21 protein-coding genes are annotated in these 25497 nt (G+C 51.1%); 10 read left to right on the top strand and 11 right to left on the bottom strand.

All coding sequences use genetic code 11. The annotated features are described in order from the left end of the window. Window positions 1-170: 170 nt before the first annotated feature. Together sdhE and QUE34_RS17920 are read left to right on the top strand one after the other, a co-directional pair. Window positions 171-437: an FAD assembly factor SdhE gene (gene sdhE / locus QUE34_RS17925; RefSeq protein ID WP_000354046.1), complete on the top strand. Its 267-nt coding sequence runs from the start codon at window positions 171-173 to the stop codon at window positions 435-437. Continuing rightward, window positions 418-825 (top strand): protein YgfX, encoded by a 408-nt coding sequence (locus QUE34_RS17920; protein ID WP_000244774.1) that lies wholly within the window; start codon window positions 418-420, stop codon window positions 823-825. The genes sdhE and QUE34_RS17920 overlap by 20 nt, the downstream gene beginning before the upstream one ends. Window positions 826-864: 39 nt before the next feature. On the opposite strand, the gene fldB is transcribed toward QUE34_RS17920, so the two are convergent. Continuing rightward, window positions 865-1386, bottom strand: a complete 522-nt coding sequence (fldB, locus tag QUE34_RS17915) for a flavodoxin FldB (RefSeq protein ID WP_001055874.1) — start codon at window positions 1384-1386, stop codon at window positions 865-867. A gap of 111 nt (window positions 1387-1497) precedes the next feature. Between fldB and xerD the strand changes: the two genes are divergently transcribed. The 5 genes from xerD (at window position 1498) to lysS (ending at window position 7584) form a co-directional block, all read left to right on the top strand. Further along, window positions 1498-2394 (top strand): site-specific tyrosine recombinase XerD, encoded by an 897-nt coding sequence (xerD, locus tag QUE34_RS17910; protein ID WP_000806638.1) that lies wholly within the window; start codon window positions 1498-1500, stop codon window positions 2392-2394. A gap of 24 nt (window positions 2395-2418) precedes the next feature. Further along, on the top strand, window positions 2419-3129 hold the full coding sequence (gene dsbC / locus QUE34_RS17905; RefSeq protein WP_000715223.1) for a bifunctional protein-disulfide isomerase/oxidoreductase DsbC: 711 nt from the start codon (window positions 2419-2421) through the stop codon (window positions 3127-3129). Between the two features lie 5 nt (window positions 3130-3134). Beyond that, window positions 3135-4868: a single-stranded-DNA-specific exonuclease RecJ gene (recJ, locus tag QUE34_RS17900; RefSeq protein ID WP_103253719.1), complete on the top strand. Its 1734-nt coding sequence runs from the start codon at window positions 3135-3137 to the stop codon at window positions 4866-4868. Window positions 4869-4958: 90 nt separating this feature from the next. Beyond that, window positions 4959-6057 (top strand): peptide chain release factor 2 gene (prfB, locus tag QUE34_RS17895; RefSeq protein ID WP_001701073.1). Its coding sequence is split into 2 segments (ribosomal slippage): window positions 4959-5033 and window positions 5035-6057, totalling 1098 coding nucleotides; the frame shifts between segments, so codons are not numbered across the junction. A gap of 9 nt (window positions 6058-6066) precedes the next feature. Then, on the top strand, window positions 6067-7584 hold the full coding sequence (lysS, locus tag QUE34_RS17890; RefSeq protein ID WP_000003071.1) for a lysine--tRNA ligase: 1518 nt from the start codon (window positions 6067-6069) through the stop codon (window positions 7582-7584). Window positions 7585-7626: 42 nt separating this feature from the next. Here lysS and idi read toward each other — a convergent pair whose 3' ends face one another. After that, window positions 7627-8175, bottom strand: a complete 549-nt coding sequence (gene idi / locus QUE34_RS17885; protein WP_103253721.1) for an isopentenyl-diphosphate Delta-isomerase — start codon at window positions 8173-8175, stop codon at window positions 7627-7629. A 54-nt stretch (window positions 8176-8229) separates the two neighbouring features. On the opposite strand from idi, the gene QUE34_RS17880 reads away from it, so the two are divergent. After that, complete coding sequence (locus QUE34_RS17880; protein WP_223344823.1) at window positions 8230-8322, top strand: hypothetical protein; 93 nt, start codon at window positions 8230-8232, stop codon at window positions 8320-8322. On the opposite strand, the gene yqfG is transcribed toward QUE34_RS17880, so the two are convergent. Continuing rightward, on the bottom strand, window positions 8297-8422 hold the full coding sequence (gene yqfG / locus QUE34_RS17875; protein ID WP_001050745.1) for a protein YqfG: 126 nt from the start codon (window positions 8420-8422) through the stop codon (window positions 8297-8299). The two genes, QUE34_RS17880 and yqfG, sit on opposite strands and share 26 nt — an antisense overlap. 1 nt (window position 8423) lies before the next feature. Further along, a complete protein-coding gene (uacT, locus tag QUE34_RS17870; protein ID WP_001354956.1) occupies window positions 8424-9872 on the bottom strand; it encodes a urate/proton symporter UacT in 1449 nt (482 codons plus the stop codon). A gap of 434 nt (window positions 9873-10306) precedes the next feature. Between uacT and ygfT the strand changes: the two genes are divergently transcribed. Together ygfT and QUE34_RS17860 are read left to right on the top strand one after the other, a co-directional pair. Continuing rightward, the gene (gene ygfT, locus QUE34_RS17865; protein WP_039020577.1) at window positions 10307-12226 is read left to right on the top strand and encodes a formate-dependent uric acid utilization protein YgfT; all 1920 of its coding nucleotides are present in this window, start codon (window positions 10307-10309) and stop codon (window positions 12224-12226) included. Next, a complete protein-coding gene (locus QUE34_RS17860) occupies window positions 12226-12714 on the top strand; it encodes a 4Fe-4S dicluster domain-containing protein (protein WP_103253722.1) in 489 nt (162 codons plus the stop codon). The genes ygfT and QUE34_RS17860 overlap by 1 nt, the downstream gene beginning before the upstream one ends. 35 nt (window positions 12715-12749) lie before the next feature. On the opposite strand, the gene ghxQ is transcribed toward QUE34_RS17860, so the two are convergent. From ghxQ to ygfK, 7 genes are all read right to left on the bottom strand, one after another. Further along, window positions 12750-14117, bottom strand: a complete 1368-nt coding sequence (gene ghxQ / locus QUE34_RS17855) for a guanine/hypoxanthine transporter GhxQ (protein ID WP_105268671.1) — start codon at window positions 14115-14117, stop codon at window positions 12750-12752. Window positions 14118-14152: 35 nt separating this feature from the next. Beyond that, window positions 14153-15469, bottom strand: coding sequence for a guanine deaminase (guaD, locus tag QUE34_RS17850; RefSeq protein ID WP_001352959.1), 1317 nt, complete (start codon window positions 15467-15469; stop codon window positions 14153-14155). Window positions 15470-15486: 17 nt separating this feature from the next. Then, on the bottom strand, window positions 15487-16887 hold the full coding sequence (xanQ, locus tag QUE34_RS17845; RefSeq protein WP_286338868.1) for a xanthine/proton symporter XanQ: 1401 nt from the start codon (window positions 16885-16887) through the stop codon (window positions 15487-15489). A 164-nt stretch (window positions 16888-17051) separates the two neighbouring features. Then, a complete protein-coding gene (locus tag QUE34_RS17840; RefSeq protein ID WP_000583669.1) occupies window positions 17052-19922 on the bottom strand; it encodes a molybdopterin-dependent oxidoreductase Mo/Fe-S-binding subunit in 2871 nt (956 codons plus the stop codon). Then, entirely contained in the window at window positions 19919-20698 is a 780-nt protein-coding gene (gene ygfM / locus QUE34_RS17835) for a molybdopterin-dependent oxidoreductase FAD-binding subunit (protein ID WP_000572477.1), read from the bottom strand. The genes QUE34_RS17840 and ygfM overlap by 4 nt, the downstream gene beginning before the upstream one ends. A gap of 50 nt (window positions 20699-20748) precedes the next feature. Then, window positions 20749-22077, bottom strand: coding sequence for a putative aminohydrolase SsnA (gene ssnA, locus QUE34_RS17830; protein ID WP_103253723.1), 1329 nt, complete (start codon window positions 22075-22077; stop codon window positions 20749-20751). A gap of 2 nt (window positions 22078-22079) precedes the next feature. After that, window positions 22080-25178, bottom strand: a complete 3099-nt coding sequence (gene ygfK, locus QUE34_RS17825) for a putative selenate reductase subunit YgfK (RefSeq protein ID WP_105268670.1) — start codon at window positions 25176-25178, stop codon at window positions 22080-22082. Window positions 25179-25497: the final 319 nt, after the last annotated feature.

The following is a 25497-nucleotide window of genomic DNA, read 5'->3' as shown; positions in this document are numbered from 1 at the left end:
GATCTGTGCCTTCTGATATGCTTTGCGAGGCGACTTCCAAAAAAATGAAGCCCTTGAAATATTGTGGGTTAATTTCGCGATCGCGATTGTGTTTACTGATATTCCCGCAAAAGAAGTCGAAAAACACGTTACAATAGCCTGGTACTGGATTTTCGTGAGACAGGAAGAAGATGGACATTAATAACAAAGCCCGCATTCACTGGGCATGCCGCCGTGGTATGCGCGAACTCGATATTTCAATCATGCCGTTTTTCGAACATGAGTACGACAGCTTAAGTGATGACGAAAAACGCATCTTTATTCGTCTGCTGGAATGTGACGATCCCGATCTGTTCAACTGGCTGATGAATCACGGTAAACCGGCCGATGCAGAACTGGAAATGATGGTCCGACTCATCCAGACACGGAATCGGGAACGTGGTCCTGTGGCAATCTGATTTACGCGTCTCCTGGCGCGCGCAGTGGCTTTCCTTGCTGATTCATGGGCTGGTTGCCGCTGTTATTTTACTCATGCCCTGGCCGTTAAGTTACACCCCGTTATGGATGGTGTTACTTTCGCTGGTGGTGTTTGATTGCGTTCGCAGCCAGCGACGCATTAATGCTCGCCAGGGGGAAATTCGCCTGTTGATGGACGGGCGTTTGCGTTGGCAAGGGCAGGAGTGGTGCATCGTCAAAGCGCCGTGGATGATTAAAAGCGGCATGATGTTGCGTTTACGTTCTGATAGCGGTAAACGTCAGCACTTGTGGCTGGCAGCCGACAGCATGGACGAAGCCGAATGGCGGGATTTACGGCGGATTTTGTTGCAACAAGAGACGCAAAGATAAAGATGACGGCAAAGGCTGTGTGCTAAGCCGTCAGTGACATCAGGCGTAATGCTCTGCCATTTCGTTGAGGATTTGCTCGCACCAGCTCTGAATACGCTCGTCGCTAAGGTCATACTGGTTAGTTTCGTCCAGTGCCAGACCCACGAACAGTTGCCCGTCAGCAATCACCGGTTTCGGGCTGGTAAACTCATATCCTTCCGTTGGCCAGTAGCCGACGAACTTCACGCCTTTGGTCGAGAGTTTGTCATGCAGCATGCCGAGCGCATCGAGGAACCACTCGCCATACCCCAGTTGATCGCCAAGCCCATACAGCGCAACAATTTTACCTTCGAGATTCAGGTCGTCGAGCTGATCCCAGACGGCTTCCCAGTCTTCCTGGATTTCGCCAAAATCCCAGGTCGGGATACCCAGAATGAGCACATCGTACTGCTCCATTAATTTCGGGGAGTCGTCCTTGAGGTTATGTAAGGTCACCAGTTCTGGGCCGATAATATCGCGGATTTTTTCTGCCGCCATTTCGGTATAACAGGTGCTGGAACCATAAAAAAGACCCATATTCATAACGTAAGCTTCTCGATTCTGCTGTGGCTTTTGCGGCTAGTGTATCAGAATCGCTTTAGTCACGGCACAATAAGGCATAATGGATCAAATGAGTGACCATAAGGGGCGCAAGTGAAACAGGATCTGGCACGCATCGAGCAGTTTCTTGATGCTCTGTGGCTGGAAAAAAATCTGGCTGAAAATACGTTGAACGCATACCGTCGCGATCTGTCAATGATGGTGGAGTGGTTGCATCACCGCGGGTTGACGCTGGCGACGGCGCAAAGTGACGATTTGCAGGCATTACTGGCAGAACGGCTGGAGGGTGGGTATAAAGCCACCAGCTCAGCGCGTTTGCTGAGTGCAGTGCGCCGATTGTTCCAGTATCTTTATCGCGAAAAGTTTCGTGAAGACGATCCCAGCGCGCATCTCGCTTCGCCGAAATTGCCCCAGCGTTTGCCAAAAGATTTAAGCGAAGCGCAGGTCGAACGATTATTACAGGCACCATTAATTGATCAGCCACTGGAGCTGCGCGATAAAGCCATGCTTGAAGTGTTGTATGCTACCGGGCTGCGAGTCTCTGAACTGGTCGGGCTGACAATGAGTGATATCAGCCTGCGTCAGGGCGTAGTGCGGGTCATTGGTAAAGGCAACAAAGAACGCCTTGTGCCGTTAGGTGAAGAGGCGGTTTACTGGCTGGAAACTTATCTGGAACACGGGCGACCGTGGTTGCTAAACGGTGTGTCAATTGACGTGTTGTTTCCCAGCCAGCGCGCGCAGCAGATGACGAGACAAACCTTCTGGCACCGCATTAAACATTATGCTGTGCTGGCGGGGATCGACAGCGAAAAGTTGTCACCGCATGTGTTGCGTCACGCCTTTGCCACTCATTTATTAAATCATGGTGCGGATTTACGCGTGGTTCAGATGCTACTGGGCCACAGCGATCTCTCTACCACGCAAATTTATACGCATGTCGCTACCGAGCGTCTGCGGCAACTTCATCAACAGCATCACCCGCGGGCGTGATGTCTGAAAAGAACGGGAAGATTTATGAAGAAAGGTTTTATGTTATTTACGTTGTTGGCGGCGTTTTCAGGCTTTGCTCAGGCGGATGACGCGGCAATTCAACAAACGTTAGCCAAAATGGGCATCAAAAGCAGTGATATTCAGCCTGCGCCCGTGGCTGGTATGAAGACAGTTCTGACTAACAGCGGTGTGTTGTACATCACTGATGATGGTAAACATATCATTCAGGGACCAATGTATGACGTTAGCGGAACGACTCCGGTCAATGTCACTAATAAGATGTTGTTAAAGCAGCTGAACGCGCTTGAAAACGAGATGATCGTTTATAAAGCGCCGCAGGAAAAACACGTCATTACCGTGTTTACTGATATTACCTGTGGTTACTGCCACAAACTGCATGAGCAAATGGCAGACTACAACGCGCTGGGGATCACCGTGCGTTATCTTGCTTTCCCGCGCCAGGGGCTGGAGAGCCAGGCTGAGCAACAAATGAAAGCCATCTGGTGTGCGAAAGATAAAAAGAAAGCATTTGATGATGTGATGGCGGGTAAAGCTGCCACTCCGGCAAGTTGCGATATCGATATTGCCGATCATTACGCACTTGGCGTCCAGCTTGGCGTTAGTGGCACTCCGGCAATTGTGCTGAGCAATGGCACACTTGTTCCGGGTTACCAGCCGCCGAAAGAGATGAAAGAATTCCTCGACGAACACCAAAAAATGACCAGCGGTAAATAATTCGCGTGAAACAACAGATACAACTTCGTCGCCGTGAAGTCGATGAAACGGCAGACTTGCCCGCTGAATTGCCTCCCTTGCTGCGCCGTTTATATGCCAGCCGGGGAGTACGCAGTGCGCAAGAACTGGAACGTAGTGTAAAAGGTATGCTGCCCTGGCAGCAACTGAGCGGCGTCGAAAAGGCCGTTGAGATCCTTTACAACGCTTTTCGCGAAGGAACGCGGATTATGGTGGTCGGTGACTTCGACGCCGACGGTGCCACCAGCACGGCTCTAAGCGTGCTGGCGATGCGCTCGCTTGGTTGCAGCAATATCGACTACCTGGTACCAAACCGGTTCGAAGACGGTTACGGCTTAAGCCCGGAAGTGGTTGATCAGGCCCATGCCCGTGGCGCGCAGTTAATTGTCACGGTGGATAACGGTATTTCCTCCCATGCGGGGGTTGAACACGCTCGCTCGTTGGGCATTCCGGTTATTGTTACCGATCACCATTTGCCGGGCGAAACATTACCCGCGGCGGAAGCGATCATTAACCCTAACTTGCGCGACTGCAATTTCCCGTCGAAATCACTGGCAGGCGTGGGGGTGGCGTTTTATTTAATGCTGGCGCTGCGCACCTTTTTGCGTGATCAGGGCTGGTTTGATGAGCGTGGTATCGCAATTCCTAACCTGGCAGAACTGCTGGATCTGGTCGCATTGGGGACAGTGGCAGACGTCGTGCCGCTGGATGCTAATAATCGCATTCTGACCTGGCAGGGGATGAGTCGCATCCGTGCCGGAAAGTGCCGTCCAGGGATTAAAGCGCTGCTGGAAGTGGCCAACCGCGATGCGCAAAAACTCGCCGCCAGCGATTTAGGTTTTGCGCTGGGGCCACGTCTCAATGCTGCCGGGCGACTGGATGATATGTCCGTTGGTGTGGCGCTGTTGCTGTGCGACAACATCGGCGAAGCGCGCGTACTGGCAAATGAACTCGATGCGCTAAACCAGACGCGAAAAGAGATCGAACAGGGAATGCAGGTTGAAGCCCTGACCCTGTGCGAGAAACTGGAGCGCAGCCGCGAGACACTACCCGGCGGGCTGGCAATGTATCACCCGGAATGGCATCAGGGCGTGGTTGGTATTCTGGCTTCGCGTATTAAAGAGCGTTTTCACCGTCCGGTTATCGCTTTTGCGCCTGCGGGTGACGGTACGCTGAAAGGTTCCGGTCGCTCCATTCAGGGGCTGCATATGCGTGATGCGCTGGAGCGGCTAGACACACTCTACCCCGGCATGATGCTGAAATTTGGCGGTCATGCGATGGCGGCAGGCCTGTCGCTGGAAGAGGATAAATTCGAACTCTTTCAGCAACGGTTTGGCGAACTGGTTACTGAGTGGCTGGACCCTTCGCTATTGCAAGGCGAAGTGGTGTCAGACGGTCCGCTAAGCCCAGCCGAAATGACCATGGAAGTGGCGCAGCTGCTGCGCGATGCTGGCCCGTGGGGGCAGATGTTCCCGGAGCCGCTGTTTGACGGTCATTTCCGTCTGCTGCAACAGCGACTGGTGGGTGAACGTCATTTGAAAGTCATGGTCGAACCGGTCGGCGGCGGTCCGCTGCTGGACGGTATTGCTTTTAATGTCGATACCGCCCTCTGGCCGGATAATGGCGTGCGCGAAGTGCAACTGGCTTACAAGCTGGATATCAACGAGTTTCGTGGCAACCGCAGCCTGCAAATTATCATCGACAATATCTGGCCAATTTAGCGTCATATTATCTATAAAAAAGAGCGTGGATTCGGTACAATCCCGCTCTTATCACCGCATTTTGACTAGCTCAATAAAAGAAATCAGACCATGTTTGAAATTAATCCGGTAAATAATCGCATTCAGGACCTCACGGAACGCTCCGACGTTCTTAGGGGGTATCTTTGACTACGACGCCAAGAAAGAGCGTCTGGAAGAAGTAAACGCCGAGCTGGAACAGCCGGATGTCTGGAACGAACCCGAACGCGCACAGGCGCTGGGTAAAGAGCGTTCCTCCCTCGAAGCCGTTGTCGACACCCTCGACCAAATGAAACAGGGGCTGGAAGATGTTTCTGGTCTGCTGGAGCTGGCTGTAGAAGCTGACGACGAAGAAACCTTTAACGAAGCCGTTGCTGAACTCGACGCCCTGGAAGAAAAACTGGCGCAGCTTGAGTTCCGTCGTATGTTCTCTGGCGAATATGATAGCGCCGACTGCTACCTCGATATTCAGGCAGGTTCTGGCGGTACGGAAGCACAGGACTGGGCGAGCATGCTTGAGCGTATGTATCTGCGCTGGGCTGAATCGCGTGGTTTCAAAACTGAAATCATCGAAGAGTCGGAAGGTGAAGTGGCGGGTATTAAATCCGTGACTATCAAAATCTCCGGCGATTACGCTTACGGCTGGCTGCGTACTGAAACCGGCGTTCACCGCCTGGTGCGCAAGAGCCCGTTTGACTCCGGCGGTCGTCGCCACACGTCGTTCAGCTCCGCGTTTGTTTACCCGGAAGTCGATGATGATATCGATATCGAAATCAATCCGGCGGATCTGCGCATCGACGTTTATCGCGCATCCGGCGCGGGTGGTCAGCACGTTAACCGTACCGAATCTGCGGTGCGTATTACTCACATCCCAACCGGGATTGTGACCCAATGCCAGAACGACCGTTCCCAGCACAAGAACAAAGACCAGGCCATGAAGCAGATGAAAGCGAAGCTTTATGAACTGGAGATGCAGAAGAAAAATGCCGAGAAACAGGCGATGGAAGATAACAAATCTGACATCGGCTGGGGCAGCCAGATTCGTTCTTATGTCCTTGATGACTCCCGCATTAAAGATCTGCGTACCGGGGTAGAAACTCGTAACACGCAGGCAGTGCTGGACGGCAGCCTGGATCAATTTATCGAAGCAAGTTTGAAAGCAGGGTTATGAGGAACCAACATGTCTGAACAACACGCACAGGGCGCTGACGCGGTAGTCGATCTTAACAATGAACTGAAAACGCGTCGTGAGAAGCTGGCGAACCTGCGTGAGCAGGGGATTGCCTTCCCGAACGATTTCCGTCGCGATCATACCTCTGACCAATTGCACGCAGAATTCGACGGCAAAGAAAACGAAGAACTGGAAGCGCTGAACATCGAAGTTGCCGTTGCTGGCCGCATGATGACCCGCCGTATTATGGGTAAAGCGTCTTTCGTTACCCTGCAGGATGTGGGGGGCCGCATTCAGCTGTACGTTGCTCGTGACGATCTGCCGGAAGGCGTTTACAACGAGCAGTTCAAAAAATGGGACCTCGGCGATATCCTCGGCGCGAAAGGTAAACTGTTCAAAACCAAAACCGGCGAACTGTCTATCCACTGCACCGAGCTGCGTCTGCTGACCAAAGCACTGCGTCCGCTGCCGGACAAATTCCACGGTTTGCAGGATCAGGAAGCGCGCTATCGTCAGCGTTATCTGGATCTCATTTCTAACGATGAATCCCGCAACACCTTTAAAGTGCGTTCGCAGATCCTCTCTGGCATTCGCCAGTTCATGGTGAATCGTGGCTTTATGGAAGTTGAAACGCCGATGATGCAGGTGATCCCAGGCGGCGCGGCGGCGCGTCCGTTTATCACCCATCACAATGCGCTGGATCTCGACATGTACTTGCGTATCGCGCCGGAACTGTACCTCAAGCGTCTGGTGGTTGGTGGCTTCGAGCGTGTATTCGAAATCAACCGTAACTTCCGTAACGAAGGTATCTCCGTACGTCATAACCCAGAGTTCACCATGATGGAACTCTATATGGCTTACGCTGATTACAAAGATCTGATCGAGCTGACCGAATCGCTGTTCCGTACTCTGGCACAGGATATTCTCGGTAAGACCGAAGTGACCTACGGCGACGTGACGCTGGACTTCGGTAAACCGTTCGAAAAACTGACCATGCGTGAAGCGATCAAGAAATATCGCCCGGAAACCGACATGGCGGATCTGGACAACTTCGACTCTGCGAAAGCGATTGCTGAATCTATCGGCATCCACGTTGAGAAGAGCTGGGGTCTGGGCCGTATCGTTACCGAGATCTTCGAAGAAGTGGCAGAAGCACATCTGATCCAGCCGACCTTCATTACTGAATATCCGGCAGAAGTTTCTCCGCTGGCGCGTCGTAACGACGTTAACCCGGAAATCACTGACCGCTTTGAGTTCTTCATTGGTGGTCGTGAAATCGGTAACGGCTTTAGCGAGTTGAATGACGCGGAAGATCAGGCGCAGCGCTTCCTGGATCAGGTTGCCGCGAAAGACGCAGGCGACGACGAAGCGATGTTCTACGACGAAGATTACGTCACCGCACTGGAACACGGCTTACCGCCGACAGCAGGTCTGGGAATTGGTATCGACCGTATGGTAATGCTGTTCACCAACAGCCATACCATCCGCGACGTTATTCTGTTCCCGGCGATGCGTCCGGTGAAATAAGCATTACGTTATGCTCACAACCCCGGCAAATGTCGGGGTTTTTTATTTAAGCTGGGTAAATGCAGATAATCGTTTTCTGGCTTCGCGATTTGTCGCCTGCATCACCATCCACGGACTGAACGCCCACGGCGTGGCATCAATACCGCGTAAAACCGCTGCTAAATCACACCATTGATAATCCATCACTTCATCATCGTTGATCTGTAACGCACTGGTCGTGCGTGCGGCAAATACCGGACATACTTCATTTTCTACAATGCCATTCGGATCGGTGGCGCGATAGCGAAAGTCAGGATAGATAGATTCAGGAGGTGTAATTTCCACGCCAAGCTCATAACGGCAACGGCGGATCACCGCGTCTTCGTTGCTTTCTCCCAGTTGTGGGTGCCCACAAACCGAGTTAGTCCACACGCCCGGCCATGCTTTTTTGCTAAGGGCGCGGCGGGTAACTAATAATTGCCCTTTGGCATTAAACAGCCAGCAGGAGAACGCGAGATGTAAGAGAGTGTCTGCCGTGTGTGCGGCATACTTTTCCAGCGTACCCGTGGGAACTCCCTGTGCATTCAATAAAATGACGTGTTCCGTTTGCATAATTTCTCACATGTAATTCTAATCACTCATCATTATAGATAATTGAAGAGTGAAATGATTAACCAAGTGAGCGTTTATCGACAACCGCCCGTTTTGAGCGGATGTCGACAGGTAAAACCATTTAAAAAAGCAGCATCATATATTTGAAGCGACTTTCAATGGCCATTGCAACACAGTCAGAAATGACAGGAATAGAGAGAGTAAAAAGCAACAACAGACTGAATATAGCGCGCATTAAAAGATTCATATTATTCTCCATGCTCATTTTTCTTCAGCTTGCGCATCAGAAGCCACATACGTACTGTCCTGACTTTTAAATCTTTATCAGAGACGGATTCCTTCACCAGATCAGCATGATGCTGATAGCCATTAAAGAAGACGTTCAGCACAACGGCGCTAAGGGTTGCGAGCATAATGCCGCTATGCAGCAACGGTTGCAGTACGGCCGGTAACTTAGAAAAGAAATCGTGAGAGAGCGTCGGAGTCATGCCAACGCCGAGACTGATCGCCACAATATAGAGGTTGTAACGGTTAGTGGTGTAGTTACAGCGCGACAGAATTCGAATCCCCGTCGCCAGTACCATGCCGAACATCACCAGCCCTGCGCCGCCAAGCACAAATTGCGGAATCGAGGCTACCAGCACCGCCATTTTGGGCACCATGCCAAACATGATTAATATGATCCCCGAAGAAATACACACCCAGCGACTATGAACGCGAGTCACGCTAACCAGGCCAACGTTTTGAGAAAATGACGTGTGGGGGAAGCTGTTAAACGTTCCGCCTATCATTGTCCCTACACCATCGACACGCAGCCCGCGAATAATATCGTGCGAAGAGAGTTTACGACCGACTATTTCACCCAGTGCCAGGAACATCCCCATCGACTCGATAAACACGATGATTAACACAGCGGTCATGGTTAGAATAGAAACGGGGTCAAATACCGGCATACCAAACGACATTGGGGTGACAATCGCAAACCACGAAGCATCATGTAGCCCGGACAAATTGACTTCATTCATCATCCACGAAAGTAAAAAGCCAAATACAATCCCCAGTAATACGGCGACGTTGGACATAAATCCTTTCGCATAGCGAGTAATGAGCAAGATAAAAATTAAGACGGCAAAGGAGATACCTAAATAAACGGGATTACCATATTGCGGATTCCCTTTACCTCCAGCGGCCCAGTCAATACCGACCTGAATAATGCTAAGCCCGATAGAAGTAATAACCACACCGGTAACCAGTGGCGGGAATAAAGGCATTAAGCGACCGATAAGTGGTGCTAATAATGTGGTGATAAATCCCGCGGCGATAGTGGCACCAAATATCCCCAGCAGGCCGATATCCGGGTTCATGCCAATGGCTATCATTGGTGTTACAGCAGCAAAGGTTACCGACATAATCACCGGCAGACGGATCCCCATAAAGCGGCCGATACCGATACATTGTAATAATGTGACGATCCCGCAGCAAAAGAGATCCGAGCTAATGAGCATCGCAATAGCTTCTTTTGAGAGGCCCAGTCGGTCACCAATCATAAGAGGAACAGCGACTGCACCTGCGTACATTACAAGGACGTGTTGCAGACCGAGTATGATCAGCTTTCCTGGTGATAATATGCGGTCAACCTCATCAGTTGGGCGGTCTTGCCCTGAAGATGAGGGAAGTTGGGAATCTATGGCGCTCATCAGTGTTTCTCCTTTCGCCCGCCAGAGTAAAAAGCAACCGTTTACGTTATTGAAACTGTCTAAACATATGCTCGTGGAGTGCCAGTTTTTGCGAGGAAGGGGAGTTAGAGACAGGAATTGCGGAGGCAATCACATAATCGTGGTTAAACCACGAAAATGAGAAGAGAACCTGACAATGGAATTATCTGTAATTTTCTCATATTGATATTTCATTAATCATTCTGGCATGTCGCACTCTCGCATTTAATCGTTTTTATCTGGATAGCGCTCTTTTGGTCGGCAATGTTGAAATAATGAAAGCGGCACAGATTGAGGGGTAATAATTTGAACTTAGTCACAAACTTATAATTAAAAAGTCATTCTACCTAATATATGCCCGTTTATTGCATCGCGAACTTTGAGAAGACATAACTCATTAAATGAAAGGGATGCAAATGAATAAGTTTATCGCTGCTGAAGCTGCGGAATGTATAGGCTGTCATGCTTGTGAAATTGCCTGTGCGGTGGCACACAATCAAGAAAACTGGCCGCTGAGTCACAGTGACTTTCGACCGCGTATCCACGTTGTAGGGAAAGGCCAGGCTGCGAATCCGGTGGCCTGTCATCACTGCAACAATGCTCCTTGCGTTACGGCTTGTCCGGTTAATGCTCTGACTTTCCAGCCCGATAGCGTACAACTGGACGAGCAAAAATGTATTGGTTGTAAAAGATGCGCAATCGCTTGCCCCTTTGGCGTCGTTGAGATGGTCGATACGATTGCGCAGAAATGCGACCTTTGTAATCAGCGCAGTTCCGGCACGCAAGCCTGTATTGACGTATGCCCAACACAGGCGTTACGGCTGATGGACGATAAAGGGTTGCAGCAGATAAAGGTGGCCCGCCAGCGCAAAACGGCAGCAGGAAAAGCGTCATCAGACGCTCAGCCATCTCGCAGTGCAGCGTTGCTCCCCGTTAACTCGCGTAAAGGCGCAGATAAAATTTCAGCGAGTGAACGGAAAACCCACTTTGGCGAAATTTATTGCGGGCTGGATCCACAACAAGCGACTTATGAGAGTGACCGCTGTGTTTATTGTGCCGAAAAAGCTAACTGCAACTGGCATTGCCCGCTGCATAACGCTATTCCGGATTACATCCGTCTGGTGCAGGAAGGAAAGATTATTGAAGCGGCAGAACTTTGCCACCAGACCAGTTCCTTACCAGAAATCTGCGGCAGGGTATGTCCACAGGACCGTCTTTGTGAAGGCGCATGTACTTTGAAAGATCACTCTGGCGCAGTCTCTATCGGGAATCTGGAACGCTACATCACCGATACCGCGTTGGCGATGGGCTGGCGTCCTGATGTCAGCCATGTTGTTCCCCGTATCGAAAAAGTGGCGGTGATTGGCGCAGGGCCTGCAGGGTTAGGGTGTGCTGATATTCTGGCGCGCGCAGGAGTTCAGGTTGATGTCTTTGATCGCCATCCAGAAATTGGCGGTATGCTGACTTTTGGCATTCCTCCTTTCAAACTCGATAAAACAGTCTTAAGCCAGCGGCGTGAGATATTCACCGCAATGGGAATCGACTTTCATCTCAACTGTGAGATTGGCCGCGATATTACCTTTAGCGATTTAACTTCTGAATATGATGCAGTTTTCATCGGCGTGGGGACTTACGGGATGATGCGAGCAGATCTGCCGCATGAAGATGCGCCCGGTGTCATTCAGGCTCTACCGTTCCTGACTGCCCATACCCGCCAGTTGATGGGATTGCCGGAGTCTGAAGAGTATCCGCTGACGGATGTGGAAGGTAAGCGAGTCGTGGTATTGGGCGGTGGCGATACGACCATGGATTGTTTGCGGACTTCCATCCGCCTCAATGCCGCCAGCGTGACCTGCGCGTATCGTCGTGATGAAGTCAGTATGCCGGGCTCGCGCAAAGAGGTGGTCAATGCGCGCGAGGAAGGTGTCGAGTTTCAGTTCAATGTTCAGCCGCAATATATCGCTTGTGACGAAGATGGGCGTTTAACTGCGGTGGGCCTTATTCGTACCGCTATGGGTGAGCCGGGTCCGGATGGACGCCGTCGTCCTCGTCCGGTAGCGGGTTCAGAGTTTGAGCTGCCTGCCGATGTTCTGATTATGGCCTTTGGTTTCCAGGCGCATGCCATGCCGTGGTTGCAAGGCAGCGGAATTAAGCTCGATAAATGGGGCCTGATTCAAACCGGGGACGTCGGGTATTTACCCACCCAGACGCATCTGAAAAAAGTCTTTGCTGGTGGGGATGCAGTTCATGGCGCGGATCTGGTTGTCACTGCAATGGCCGCAGGAAGGCAGGCGGCGCGCGATATGTTAACTCTGTTTGATACGAAGGCATCGTGATGAAATCGTTAATTATCGTTAATCCGGCTGACTGTATTGGCTGCCGTACTTGTGAAGTGGCCTGTGTGGTCGCTCACCCTTCAGAACAGGAGTTGAATGCCGATGTCTTTTTACCCCGGCTGAAGGTACAGCGACTGGACTGCATCAGTGCGCCGGTGATGTGCCATCAGTGTGAAAACGCCCCTTGTGTTGGCGCTTGCCCCGTGGGAGCGCTGACGATGGGCGAGCAGGTGGTGCAGGCCAATTCTGCCCGTTGTATTGGCTGTCAGAGTTGCGTCAGTGCGTGTCCGTTTGGGATGATCACCATTCAGTCGTTGCCGGGGGATACCCGGCAACAAATTGTGAAATGCGATCTCTGTGAACAGCGGGAAGAGGGGCCTGCCTGCGTTGAATCTTGCCCGACACAGGCGCTGCAGTTGCTTACTGAAAGAGAACTCAGGCTAGTCCGCCAGCAGCGTATTGTTGCCAGCGGTGAGAATCCTCTCTGAAAGAATTCTCCGCGCTGAAAGGCGCGGAGAATCTATTAGATAGCCCATCCACCCGCGTAAAATGCGACCAGTGCGGCAGTAATGATTACCGTACCAATATTCAGCTTTTGCCATTCGCGTGCAAAGACGCGGCCTACGACCAGTGTCACAAAGCCCAGCATAATACCGGTAACGATATTACAAGTCAGAACGATAAACACGGCACACACCAGGCCAGCCATTGCGTCAATAAAATCGTTGAAATCCAGCTTCGAGACGTTACTTAACATCAGCAAACCTACGTACATCAGAGCGGGTGCAGTGGCGTAACCAGGGATCAAAAATGACAGTGGTGATAAAAACAGAATCAACAGGAATAACGCCCCCACTACGGTTGCGGTCAACCCTGTTTTACCCCCGGCGGCGGTTCCTGCCGCTGATTCGATATAAACCGCTGCGGGCGCAGCACCCACCAGGCCGGAGAATATTGAACTTACTGAGTCACTGGTCAGGGCTTTACCGCCGTTGATGATCTGGTTGTCTTTATCTAACAAATTCGCCTGACCGGCGACGGCACGGATGGTACCGGTGGCGTCGAACACTGCGGTCATCACCAATGCCAGTACACTCGGAAGTACAGTTGGCTGGAGTGTCCCCATAATATCGAGGCTGAAAATCAGAGACTTACCATCTTCGCCAGTCAGACTGGGCATCGCCACCAGACCGTGGTACTTCACCGCTGGATCAAAGATTAAGCCGATGATCGAAATTGCAATAATCACCAACAAGATCCCGCCAGGTACGCGGCACTTTTCCAGACCGAAGATGACCGCCAGACCCAGTAAGCTCATCATCACCGGGAAGGAGGTAAACGCGCCGAGCGCCACCGGCAAGCCTTCAATCGGGTTTTTGATAACCATTCCCACACCGTTAGCAGCAATCAGCAGCAGAAACAGGCCGATACCGATACCTGTGCCGTGAGCGATACCCATCGGTAAATTACGTAATATCCAGGTTCGCACACCGGTTACAGAAATGGCGGTGAAGATGACGCCCATCAGAAAGACCGCACCCAGTGCGACAGGAACGCTAATTTGTTGCCCGAGTACCAGACTGAATGCGGTAAATGCCGTTAAGGAAATAGCGCAACCAATCGCCATTGGCAAGTTGGCCCACAAGCCCATCAGCAACGAGCCGAAGCCCGCGACCAGACAGGTGGCAACAAACACAGCTGCGGGAGGAAAACCTGCTTTGCCCAGCATTCCCGGAACGACGATAACGGAATAAACCATGGCCAGAAAGGTCGTTAAGCCAGCCAGTACTTCCTGACGAACGGTACTGCCACGAGCGGTAATTTTAAAATAATTATCCAGTGCGCCTTGTGGCTTTGGTGCGTCCGGTGTTTGTAGGATGTCTCCAGACATAATGATGTCCTCACGAGGATGTTAAAGTTTTATTATTAGTTGCGTTCGTACACCAGACGACCATCAACGTAGGTGCGGTAGATCGAACGGTCATCGCCCAACGTCATCATCACGAACAATTTGTCGACTAAAGAAACAGAGTTGTCATAGCGCAGCTGCTGTAGCGGGGTGGCGGTGGGTTCCATCACCACGAAATCAGCCTCTTTGCCAGGTAAAAAGTTGCCAATCAAATCGTCAAGGCCCAGAGATTTCGCCCCGCCGAGCGTGGCAAGGTAAAACGCTTCATATGCCGAGAGGCGATAGCCTTGTAATTGCAACACTTTGTAGGCTTCGTTCAGCGTTTGCAGCATGTTGAAAGTTGTTCCTGCGCCAATGTCAGTCCCCATGCCCACTTTGACTTTCTTCTGCCATGCTTTTTTCAAGTTGAATAAGCCACTGCCGAGGTAAAGGTTGGAGGTAGGACAGAAAGCAATGCTGGATTTGGTTTCGCTGAGACGATCCCACTCTTTCTCTTCGAGATGGACGCAGTGAGCAAAGACACAATTTTTACCTGTCAGACCGTACTGATGGTAAACATCCAGATAACCATCATGGTCAGGATAAAGCGATTTGACCCAGGCAATTTCATCTTTATTTTCACAAAGATGGGTATGTACCCATGTATCGGGATACTCTTCTTTCAGGCGTTGCGCCATCGCCATCTGTTCAGGAGATGAGGTTGGGGCGAAGCGTGGCGTAATCGCATACAACAGACGACCATTTTTGTGCCAGCGTTCGATCAGTTCTTTGCTTTGGTGATAGCTGCTTTCGGCAGTGTCGAGCAGATAATCCGGTGCGTTGCGGTCCATCATCACCTTACCGGCAATCATACGCATATTGATATGACTGGCGGCTTCAAACAGCGCATCAACGGATTGCGGATGAACGGTACCAAACACCAACGCTGTGGTGGTTCCGTTACGTAAAAGCTGCTTGATGAAGAACGCCGACATTTCGCGGGCGTACTCTAAATCCTCATAACGACGTTCAGTAGGGAAGGTGTGTTTATTCAACCACTCCAACAATTGTTCACCATAGGCCCCAACCATTTCACTTTGCGGATAATGGATATGTGTATCGACAAAGCCCGGTACTACCAGTTTGCCGCGATAGTCGCGCACGCGAATGGTGTCAGGAATTTGATGCTTTCCGTCTTCCCATTCGCCAAACCATTCCACTTTTCCCTGTTTAATGAGTAATAAACCATCCTCAATAAACCGCAGCGCAGAGGCAATCTCTTCCGGGTTATCGACCGTACGGGTGACATCAATAAAACTGCCTCGTACCGCTTTTAACGTGTGTTCTCCTGACATCATTGACTCCTTTACTGTTAATCCATCTCTTCCGCTGAGGTAATACCAGGCAGAACGTTTTCCTGTCGGTAGCCACCAGGGAGAATAATATTTAATAAAATCGCAGTTAACCCACCAGCACAAATAGGGTTTTCAACTAATACATAAATAGAGGCTGGCAATATTTTAAAAATTTCCGGATCGTAGGAGACGCCAAGCCCTAAACCTAAAGAAGTGGCGACAATAAGTGTTTCACGGCGCTTTAATCCGTTGGTGATGATGATGCGAATCCCAGCGATGGCAATCATGGAAAACATCAACGTCATTGCGCCTCCCAGAACAGCCGAGGGAATGGTCGTGAAGAAGCCGCCAATCATCGGAAACAAGCCGAGAATAACCAACATGACCGCGATGGTTCGCCCGACATAACGTGAAGCGACACAGGTCATCTGAATAACCCCATTATTTTGCGCAAACGTGGTTAACGGTAATGAACCGACAGCGGAAGCGATAACCGAAACCAGGCCATCTGCCAGTACGCCGCCTTTCAGACGCGACTGATACTCTTCTCCCTGGATGGGGCGGCGGGAAACCATTGCCGTGGCGGTGATATCACCGACAGCTTCCAGCACGCTAAGCAAATAAATCGTGCCGACCACCAGGAACTGATGGAAGCTGAAACTAAACCCGTATTTGAACGGATGCGGGATGGTGATTAACGGCAAATTGCGCATACTGCTGAAATCCACCATGCCCAGGCATAACGACGCGATATAACCGACACATAGCCCAATGGCAATCCCTCCCATGCGTAGTAACGGACTGCGGCAGCAGTTAAAGCCGATCACCACAATCAAAACCAATAAACCAACGCCGAGATGTTCGTAATTGCCGAACGTACCGCTGCTTTTGGCAGCAAATCCTCCACCAAAATCGATAATGCCGACTTTAATCAGGCTTAAGCCGATCATCAGCACCACAATGCCGCTAACGGTAGGTGTAATAACCCGACGTAAATAGGGCAGGATAAAAGAAGAGCCGACAACCAGAAATGCGCCAACGAAGGAGACGCCGAGAAGCGACGACATGATTAACTCTTCGTGAAAACCATCGCTTTTCATGCTGCTGCCCAGCGCAATCATGACTGTAACAAATGAAAAATTGACTGACTGAATTGAGAGTAGGCCAGAACCGACGATGCCATAGCGGTTTACCTGTAACCAGGTACCAATACCAGAGGCGATCATCGCCATAGAAACAAGATAGGCGGTTGTTTCAGCGGAAAGCTGTAAGGCCGCACCGACGATTAACGCAGGGGTTACCATCGGAACGAAAATTGCCAACAGATGGGTAATGGCACCAACGAGAGCCTGATGAAAGGGAGGGCGATCCTCCAGTTCAAATATAAGGTCAGAACCTGCATGGTTTATATCAGACATCCCTTCACTCCTTTTAAAGTAAATTTGATCATCTGAATCAGTAAAATAAATTCCCACGAATTTGGGGCGCAGGACGCCTTGAGAACGGCTTATCTCATTTTCGCAGTCACTATTTAGTCATCGTTCAAACAGAGAAACAGGCCGCCGAAGCGGCCATTTATTATTTATATTTTTTCCAGCGCGGTGAGTATTTTCTCCGGTGTGAAATGCCATTCGCGTAACCAGATGCCGCAGGCATCGTGAATTGCGGTAGCAATCGCCGGAGCTGCGCCATTTACACCGATTTCTGAGATTGATTTCGCCCCGAATGGGCCGACTTTATCGTCGCTCGGCACCAGCACAGCGCGGAAATCACGCGGAATGTCACCAATTTTCGGTGCGCCGTAACTGCGTAAATCACGCGTTAACGGGTGGCCTTCGGCGTCATAAATGATTTCTTCGCTCATACTGTGCCCGATAGCACGCAGGGTGGCACCGTAGATTTGTCCCAACGCTAACTCTGGATTGACCGGTGTACCGCAGTCCAGCAAGGCATAGAATTTATCCAGGCGGATTTCACCCGTACGTGTGTTGACGGCAACTTCAGCAAAGTTTGCGCCATACGGGAAGGCGAAATCAGGCGTGATATAACTGGCAGTTCCCACCAGTGAACCAAAACCGGTGCCGGTTTCGCCTTTATGGGCAATATCACCGAAACTAACTTCGCCTTTCTTGCCGCGAACGACACCCGGCGTTGCCAGTTGAACATCCTCCAGGGGTTCCCCCAGCATTTGTGCACCGTGGAACAGGATTTTCTCTCGGAGATTTTCTGCCGCCATACGCGCCGCGTTGCCGGAGAAACATGTACCGGACGAGGCATATGCGCCTTTATCAAACAGCGCATGATCGGTATCACCGGAGATAACATGCACGTCCTGCGGTGGGCAGTGCAGCACTTCTGCTGCCAGTTTCGTCACAACCGTATCCAGACCAGTACCAATATCCGCACCGCCAGAATGAACGATAAAAGTACCGTCCGATTCCAGTTTGATCATGCAGTTAGCCTGATCAATATCCGGGATACCCGATTTCTGCATGATAATGGCGACGCCGCGACCGATGTGCCAGTCACCATTTTGCGGTTTTGGTGAAGACCATTGGATCATCTCGCGACCCTGACGCAGGATCTCTTCCAGCGCGCAGCTGGCGGCGGAAGGAACGGAGGTCGGCGCTTTACCTTCACCAATCGCACCGAGAATTTTCAGCTCTTGCCCTTCGTGTACCCGATTACGTTCGATAATTTCCAGTTGATCGATCTGTAACTGTTCAGCCAGTTCCGCTAATGCCATGGTGATAGCGAAGTTACCTTTCGGTGCGCCATAACCCTGATAAGCACCATTTGGGCAAATGTTGCTGTAGTAGGTGGTGACCTGGAAATCGACGTTATCGCACGGATATAACGGCAGCGACAGCGCCGGTCCGTTACACGGTACGGTGAGTGAGTGGTTGCCGTAAGGGCCTGTGTTGGCGCGGAAATCCATCTTCACAGCCGTCAGGCGACCATCTTTCTTTGCCCCCAGTTTGACGGTGACTTTCGCGACGTGACGAGAGGTGTTAGCAATAAACTCTTCTTCACGGGTGTAGCGGAACAGTACCGGACGCCCGGTCACGCAGGTTGCCCAGGCGCACACTTCTTCCAGCAGGATGTCCTGTTTAGACCCAAAACCGCCGCCAACTCGCTCTTTAATGACATGAACTTTATGTTGTTTCATGCCCACGAGGCGCGCGACCTGGCGGCGTAAGTGCCATGGTACCTGGGTGGAGGCGTGGATAACCAGACGATCGCCGTCCATACGGGTAAAGCAGATATGAGTTTCAGTCGGGCATTGCTGCGCCTGAGTTGAGTTATAGGTTCGCTCAATGATCACATCGGCATCGGCAAAGCCTTTATCCATATCGCCAATATGACCATGAATACTGGCGGCGATATTTTTACGAGGGCGAGAACCGATAGGGAAGTTGATAATCATATGCTCGCCGCGCTGGGCTGCATGGCTGTTATCGTCTTCCAGAGTGTCTGGCGCACCCGCCACATACACCACCGGTTCATCGTGTACGACAGGCGCATCTTCCGCCATTGCCTCGTCAATCGACATTACAGGCTTAAGCACTTCATATTCAACGTCGATGAGCTTCAGTGCTTCGAGCGCAATTTCTTCACTTTCAGCGACTACCGCAGCAACGCGATCGCCGACGTGACGCATTTTCTTGCCGAACATACGGCGGTCAAGCGGTGACGGTTCCGGTGCGCTCTGACCACCCGGGGTGTAGTAGATATCCGGGCAATTCAGATGAGTAATAACGTGAACGACGCCTGGTAAGGCTTCAGCTTTGCTGACATCCAGGTGAGTAATCAGTGCGTGAGCGTGAGGGCTACGTAACATTTTAATGACGCAGGCGTCAGCCGTTACGCGGTCTTCAACATAGCAGGGTTTCGCCTGCACCATTTTTGCGGCATCAGTTTTAGGATAATGCTTACCAATGACTTCAAGGTCATCGCGGAAAGTCGGAGCGATATCAATGGTGGCCTGCGGGTTATTTTTACGTGCAACCGCCAGTTCAATGACCTGATAGTATTGTTGCCAGCCTGCATCGCGACTGAACAAACCAGAAAGCGCGTCGTCGATCTCTTCGCGGGTCGGTGCGGCGATACGCTCGAGCAGATCAGTGATAATCAGAGCAGCAGCTGGATCGTTATAACCAGACTGCACCACGCCAACATCAACCATTGCCTGTTGAACCAGACTTAACTCGTTCCATTTTCCCAGAGACTCTGCGGTACGAATATTAGCCTTCTCTATCTGTGCGGCAATAAGTAAGGACGCGTTGACGATATTACCGTTAAAGATAATTGCGTCAGAACCGGCAAAACCGAATCCATCATCGCTGTTGCGTACAGAGTGCATTCCCATGTTAAACAACAGCTTTTGCACGTTTTCACCAGGATTAACGGTTAGCTCCTGGGGCGTGCCATTTAATGTAAAGTGGATGATCATACGGCTTCCTCCCCAGCCTGTTGGCAGTCGGCATAAAGGTCGGCTACCAGAACTCCCGTGATATAGCGTTTATAGGCCACGCTGCCCCGCAAATCTTCCTGCGGGAAAATGGCGTTGGCGACAGCCTGTTCAAGGGCATCGCCTTCCAAGTTTTGTTTTTCAACATCGTGCAGACGCAGTGCTTTACTGGCCACGCCATCCAACGCAATTCGCATACCGTCGTGATCGGTTAACGCAACGGCTGCCGTTACTACCGTTAACCCAGCCTGAGAACGGCTAATTTTGCGAGTCGCACAGGTGCGATACGGATCTTTAATGATGATTTCGGTTAGCAGGCGATCGCATGGGCAGGCCAGGTACTCCTCAATTGACAGAGTTTCACCGTTGCCAAAAACCAGTTCGGCATCCAGTGCCAGCAGGACGGGAAGCAGCACCGACTCTTCCTGCCGGGCGGCGATTTCACCACCAATGGTCGACTGATTACGAATATGGCGAGAGTAGACAAAGCCGAGAGCCTCACGCAGTGCTGCAGGAATAAACCGTGCATCACGCAGTGTTTGCAAGCGAGACATCGCGCCAATCCGCAATGCACCGTTATCCCAGTCAACCCAGTCCAGTTCCAGATCCTGTAAGGATATGGCAATCTTTTTATCGGTACGGGTTGGTGTGGCGTTGAGTTTACTGCCTCCGGCAAACCAGACAGCTTCATCCTGATAGCGGCGCTTCAGTTCCAGCGCCTGTTCGACAGAGTCGGGTCTGAAAAATTGTTCAATCATCTTCTTTCCTTATTTAACCCTCTTCCTTTAAGGAAGAGGGTATCTGTCATTTATGCCAGCGCATCCATCCGACGCCACATACTGGCGGCGGCTTTTTGGGCTTGCGCATAAATGGAATCGCAATCGAAGTTAAACTGACGGTCTTCATAGACCATAACGCCATTGACCATCACGCTATGAACGCTGCCTGAACCCATGCCGAAAGCGATATGTCCAGCGATATTGTCTGCCAGCAGTGGCGTCGGTGAGTTGTAATCGCAAATGGTTAAATCGGCTTTATAACCGGCTTCAAGAAGGCCAAATTTCGCGCCAAAGTTGCGGCTCATCAGTTCGTTGCCGTTAGCCAGAGCTTTGGCAAAGCTGTCAGGCCACAGCGGACCACCCGCATCGCGATGTTTAAAGAAGGCAAATTTCATCTCTTCAAACATGTCCGAACCAATTCCGTCCGTTCCCAACGCCAGATTGCGGATGTCGCAAAGATGATGGTTGTAGCCGACATGGTTGTTCATGTTTGAACGGGCGTTATGCACCAGGAATGCATCACGCTGATTGAGCAACGCGATGTCGTCTTTAGACAGATAAAGCCCATGAGCGACCAGCGTTTTGCTGTCGATGAGATCGAATTGCGCTAATCGTGCCAGCAGATCTTTGCCGTACCAGTGATGACTATGGGAAACATCGTAAAGGTCTTCCGCAGCGTGAATATGTAAACCACGGCCTGTGGCTTTCACGGCCTCACGCAGCATTTCCAGACCGGCATCCGGCACAGTAAACGGCGCGTGAGCACCAATATGAGCCTCTACCAGATACGGTTCAGTTGCCGCTTTCTTCGCATCATCAATCTGACGGGCGAAGCGGATATTTTCCTCTACTCCTTCCTGTAGTTCTTTAATGCCGTTGTTACGGTCAGTGGTTTCAAAACAGGTCATCGCACGCAGGCCAACTTTTAAAAATGCGTTGCGCAATGTGGAGAGCGACCCGCCGATATACGCCGGAGAGGCATGGTGATCGATAACAGATGTACATCCGCTCTTAATCGCTTCCAGGGAACAAATCAGTCCGCTGTAATAGAGAGACTCTTCATCAAGGGCGCGATCGAGTCGCCACCAGAGATTTTTCAGCGTTGAGATGAAATCCGGGCAGGGGGCGATGTTTGCCATAATTCCACGGGAAAGCCCCGAGTAAAAATGGTTGTGCGAGCAGACAATTCCCGGCATCACAATCCGACCATGCATCTCTTTGTAGCTGGCATCGGGGTAGCGTTGCGTCAGAGCATCGCCTATAGCGACAATCACATCATTTTCGATGGCGATATCAACGCCTTCCTGCACTTTCGCCGGGTGTAACTGCACTGCGGTGACATTCTTCAGAATCAACATGATTACACCTCCACGCGGCCCAGCAGATAATGATGATGCTGGTGGACATGGCTAATGATGCGGCACATATCGTTCAGCTCCGGTGGTACGTTGTTGAACTGACCTTCGCTGTCGATGTTTAACACCCAGCTTTGGTTATTCAGACGTATGCGTACCTGGCAATCTTCCACAAGGAAGCCTGGGTTGCTGCTGTTATCAAAGTCTTGCGACAGGCTGAATACGGTGATTTTGTCTTTATATGGTTTACCGTTCCACGGGCAGAACTGGGCGCAGTTGCCGCATTCGTTACAGTAAGCGTCGAGGTGCAGCGTCTGGAAACGGTTCTGGAATCCAGGGACCGCAATTGAGACATTGGCGCGGTTAGGGCAGACATCCACACACTTGCTGCAAACGTAGTTACATTCAAGACAGCGAGAAGCTTCCTGAGCGACAAACGCATCACGATCGTCGCTATCCACCAGGGTGATAGAGATATCGCCTTTGCGTTGATAGATTTCCGCCGGATTGACGTTGTTCCAGTATTTATCGTTCTGGTGGGAACGGATATTTTCCCGACTAAGGATGGCATCGGTCGCCCGACGCGCGGTTCCGACAGCAGCGACAATGGAGGATGGTCCGCGCTGTACGTCGCCGATCATAAAGACGTCAGTCAGACGAGTTTCGCCATTATGGTCGACGTCTGGCCAGCCGTTTTTGTCCAGCGGCACGCCCATCGCATTCAGGGCTTCAGTATCCTGCTGTTCACCAATGGCGGTGATCAGGCTGTCTACATGCAGTGTTACTGTTTCGTTGGTTTCAACCGGACGGCGACGACCTTTCTCATCAGGTTCGCCAAGCGACATAACGCGCAAGGTTAAGGTGCCATCAGCATCGAAACGTTCCGGATTATTCAGGAAACGGAACTCCACGCCGTCGTGCAACGCTTCTTCATACTCTTCGCGCCATGCTGGCATCTCTTGCAGTGAACGACGGTAAACGACCGTTGCTTTTTCTACGCCTGGAACGCGTAACGCCGCACGAGCGCAGTCCATTGCGGTGTTACCCGCCCCGACAACGACCACATGTTTGCCCAGCTTGAGCGCTGTGCCCTTGTTGTATTCACGCAGGAAGGGGAGTGATTTCCAGACATTTTGGTTGTCGCCCGCCAGTTTCACACCGCTATTTTTATCAGTGCCGGTGGCAATCAGAACATAGTGGAAGCCCTGATTTTTTAACTGTTCAACGGTCAGATCGGGTGAGCAGCCATACTCAAATTTCACGCCGTGAGCGGCAACAAAATCGATATCGTGCTGAATTAACTCTGCAGGAATACGGAACTGAGGAATGATATTTTTCACCACGCCGCCCGCATTGGCTTCGCGTTCAAACAGCGTAACCGGATGGCCCGCTCTGGCAAGGAAGTAACCTGCTGCCAGACCCGCCGGACCTGCACCAATCACGGCAACCGGATGGCGTGAACCAGAACCGGCTGGTTTGTGCCAGCGTTGCTTATATTCATCCCAACCTTTTTCCAGCGCGACTTTTTTCAGTTCGCGGATATTCAGCGCACTGTCGTAATCCAGGCGGGTACAGTTGTATTGGCACTGGTGATCGCAAATATGACCGGTAATGGCGGGCAGGGCGTTGCGTTGGTAGATGAGTTCCAGTGCGTCGGCATAGCGGTGTTCGCCAAGCAGACGGATGTATTCCGGAATATCCTGTTTAATGGCGCAAGCAGTAACGCACGGTGCAACGTAGCAGTCGGTCAACGGCAGGTCTTCTGCCACTTCAATACGCTCTTCTGGCTTCCAGTGTTTCTGAGTGTATTCCATGGTTAACGCGTCTGCTGCCAGTTTGTTCAGTCGTTCGACGTCAACATGGTCAAGCCCCCAGGCGTCGGAGCCTTCCAGCTCGCGCATGCAGGCACTTAAGCGCAGATAGCCGCCAGGTTTCAGCAGGTCGGTTGCCATAGTAATAGGGCGAATACCAGTATCAAAAATATCGCGGATAGTCAGCTGACTGGCACCACCGGAATAAGAAATGGGCAGTTTGCCGTCAAAGGCGCGAGAGAGAACTGCTGCAACATTGATGGAGAGCGGGAACAGCGCACGGCCTGACATATACATCTCTTCACCAGGCAGTGCGCCTTTATTGTTGATGGTGCCGAAAGTGTTAGTCAGTTTTACGCCAAAGCCGAGTGATTTTTCTTTTGCCAGTACCATCAGGCGTTCCAGCATTTCCAGCGCTTGCGTCAGCTTGAGGTCGTGATCAAATGACTCTTCTTTTAAGCCTATGTAACCGAAACCGCAGACATCGAGGATCTCACGAACACGCGCGTACCCCAGTAAGGTCGGGTTGAGTTTCACAAAGGTATTGAGCCCTTTTTCTTCCAGCATGTAGCGGCAAATGGCTTCGATTTCATGCGGAGGACAGCCGTGCATCGTGGAGAGGGTGACGCCCTGCACCATGCTGGTGGGGATGCGAGCGGGTAAGGCCTGCAAGCATTCGCGTTTTTCCTGTAAGCCGTGGCGGGCTAAAAATGCGTCATCCTGGAGTAATTTATTCAGCGTATCGCGATATTGAGCGAATTTCGGATGGTCAGATGCGTCCATCATATTGTCGATGAACTGTTGCATTGGCGGTTGCTTAATACCTTCGAGGTTGTAACCGACGCTCATATTAAAGATGAACGATTTACCGGAATCAGAAGGCTGGAACATCGCTTCGAGAAGGTGCAGGGCAAACCAGGCTTTGAGGTATTCATCCCAGGCTTTAAGCAGGGTAAATTCGGTAGACCATTCGGTGTTAAAGCACTCGTCTTCAGCGTCGATACAGGGCTTTTCCAGTTCCAGGCGGTCAAGAATTTGGACAGTTTTTAGTTCGATGAAGCGTCCGCCAGTCAGCCAGGATGTGACAATATTTTGCGCGAGCTGCGTGTGCGGACCAGCGGCAGGGCCGACGGGAGTGGCACAGGTTTCACCGAAGACGCTAACAGTTTTACCTTTTACGGGTGAGTAAAACTGTTGCTCGGGAATACCAAAGATTGAGCGTTGTTGTTGGTATTCATCAAATATGCGCGTCAAAAGTTCCTCAAACGGAATGGGACGCATAATATCCCCCATAACCCTCTCCTTAGCTTATACAGATATCATTGAGTGACCGGTGTTGAGAAATCCGGTGGTTTAGGGGGATAGAGCAACAATCGCACCACTCTTGCCAGGTTTGGCGGGAAATATAAAAAAATGTGAGGCGGCTCGAAACTTAAGGGCTTTTTGTGAATGAACTCACAGGTGCCAAATGAGAATTAAAATCACTCCTGGAAATTATTATTACCAGCCCATTTATCACTTTTTCTCTTTTCTCAAAATCAGTGATTCCTTATCATAATGATAAAGCAGGCTGGATGGTTTAAATATTTGAACGCAAACGTTTAACTACGTT

Origin of the sequence: Escherichia sp. KS167_9B (assembly GCF_030295215.1) — a bacterium.
In the GTDB taxonomy this organism is placed as follows: Bacteria; Pseudomonadota; Gammaproteobacteria; order Enterobacterales; family Enterobacteriaceae; genus Escherichia; species Escherichia coli_F.
This window is presented reverse-complemented; position numbering and strand designations above follow the sequence as displayed.

Coding starts and splice junctions, on each gene's coding strand:
- sdhE (WP_000354046.1), top strand. CDS start 171: ATGGACATTAATAACAAAGCCCGCATTCACTGGGCATGCCGCCGTGGT.
- fldB (WP_001055874.1), bottom strand. CDS start 1,386: ATGAATATGGGTCTTTTTTATGGTTCCAGCACCTGTTATACCGAAATG.
- dsbC (WP_000715223.1), top strand. CDS start 2,419: ATGAAGAAAGGTTTTATGTTATTTACGTTGTTGGCGGCGTTTTCAGGC.
- lysS (WP_000003071.1), top strand. CDS start 6,067: ATGTCTGAACAACACGCACAGGGCGCTGACGCGGTAGTCGATCTTAAC.
- idi (WP_103253721.1), bottom strand. CDS start 8,175: ATGCAAACGGAACACGTCATTTTATTGAATGCACAGGGAGTTCCCACG.
- QUE34_RS17880 (WP_223344823.1), top strand. CDS start 8,230: ATGATTAACCAAGTGAGCGTTTATCGACAACCGCCCGTTTTGAGCGGA.
- yqfG (WP_001050745.1), bottom strand. CDS start 8,422: ATGAATCTTTTAATGCGCGCTATATTCAGTCTGTTGTTGCTTTTTACT.
- uacT (WP_001354956.1), bottom strand. CDS start 9,872: ATGAGCGCCATAGATTCCCAACTTCCCTCATCTTCAGGGCAAGACCGC.
- ygfT (WP_039020577.1), top strand. CDS start 10,307: ATGAATAAGTTTATCGCTGCTGAAGCTGCGGAATGTATAGGCTGTCAT.
- QUE34_RS17860 (WP_103253722.1), top strand. CDS start 12,226: ATGAAATCGTTAATTATCGTTAATCCGGCTGACTGTATTGGCTGCCGT.
- ghxQ (WP_105268671.1), bottom strand. CDS start 14,117: ATGTCTGGAGACATCCTACAAACACCGGACGCACCAAAGCCACAAGGC.
- guaD (WP_001352959.1), bottom strand. CDS start 15,469: ATGTCAGGAGAACACACGTTAAAAGCGGTACGAGGCAGTTTTATTGAT.
- xanQ (WP_286338868.1), bottom strand. CDS start 16,887: ATGTCTGATATAAACCATGCAGGTTCTGACCTTATATTTGAACTGGAG.
- QUE34_RS17840 (WP_000583669.1), bottom strand. CDS start 19,922: ATGATCATCCACTTTACATTAAATGGCACGCCCCAGGAGCTAACCGTT.
- ygfM (WP_000572477.1), bottom strand. CDS start 20,698: ATGATTGAACAATTTTTCAGACCCGACTCTGTCGAACAGGCGCTGGAA.
- ssnA (WP_103253723.1), bottom strand. CDS start 22,077: ATGTTGATTCTGAAGAATGTCACCGCAGTGCAGTTACACCCGGCGAAA.
- ygfK (WP_105268670.1), bottom strand. CDS start 25,178: ATGGGGGATATTATGCGTCCCATTCCGTTTGAGGAACTTTTGACGCGC.